Source organism: Halomonas sp. SIMBA_159 (genome assembly GCF_046536035.1).
GTDB classification, from domain to species: domain Bacteria; phylum Pseudomonadota; class Gammaproteobacteria; order Pseudomonadales; family Halomonadaceae; genus Vreelandella; species Vreelandella venusta_A.
Window position 1 is genome coordinate 1 of record NZ_JAWJBT010000605.1, and the last position, 271, is coordinate 271.

The 271-nt window shown below is 50.9% G+C and carries 1 protein-coding gene; it reads left to right on the forward strand.

Going from position 1 to position 271, the window contains the following annotated elements:
* Window positions 1-271 (forward strand): methionine gamma-lyase family protein (locus R0J87_RS20635; protein ID WP_498888587.1); only part of this gene is annotated, 271 nt, incomplete at both ends.

A 271-nucleotide genomic window follows, 5' to 3' on the forward strand; every position in this document is an offset into this window, starting at 1 on the left:
GTTCGGCATCCTGCGCCCGGGCGATGAACTGCTGTATATTACAGGCCAGCCCTACGATACGCTCGCTTCGATCGTTTCGGGGGGAGAAGAAGATACGGGCTCGCTTAAGGATTTCAATATTTCCTACCGCCACGTGGATTTAAATGAAGACGATAAAGTGGATTGGCCGGCCGTCGAACAAGCCGTTGCACACAACACTAAAATGATCGCGATACAGCGTTCGCGGGGATACGATAACCGTCCTTCTTTTACCATCAATGAAATCAAGGGC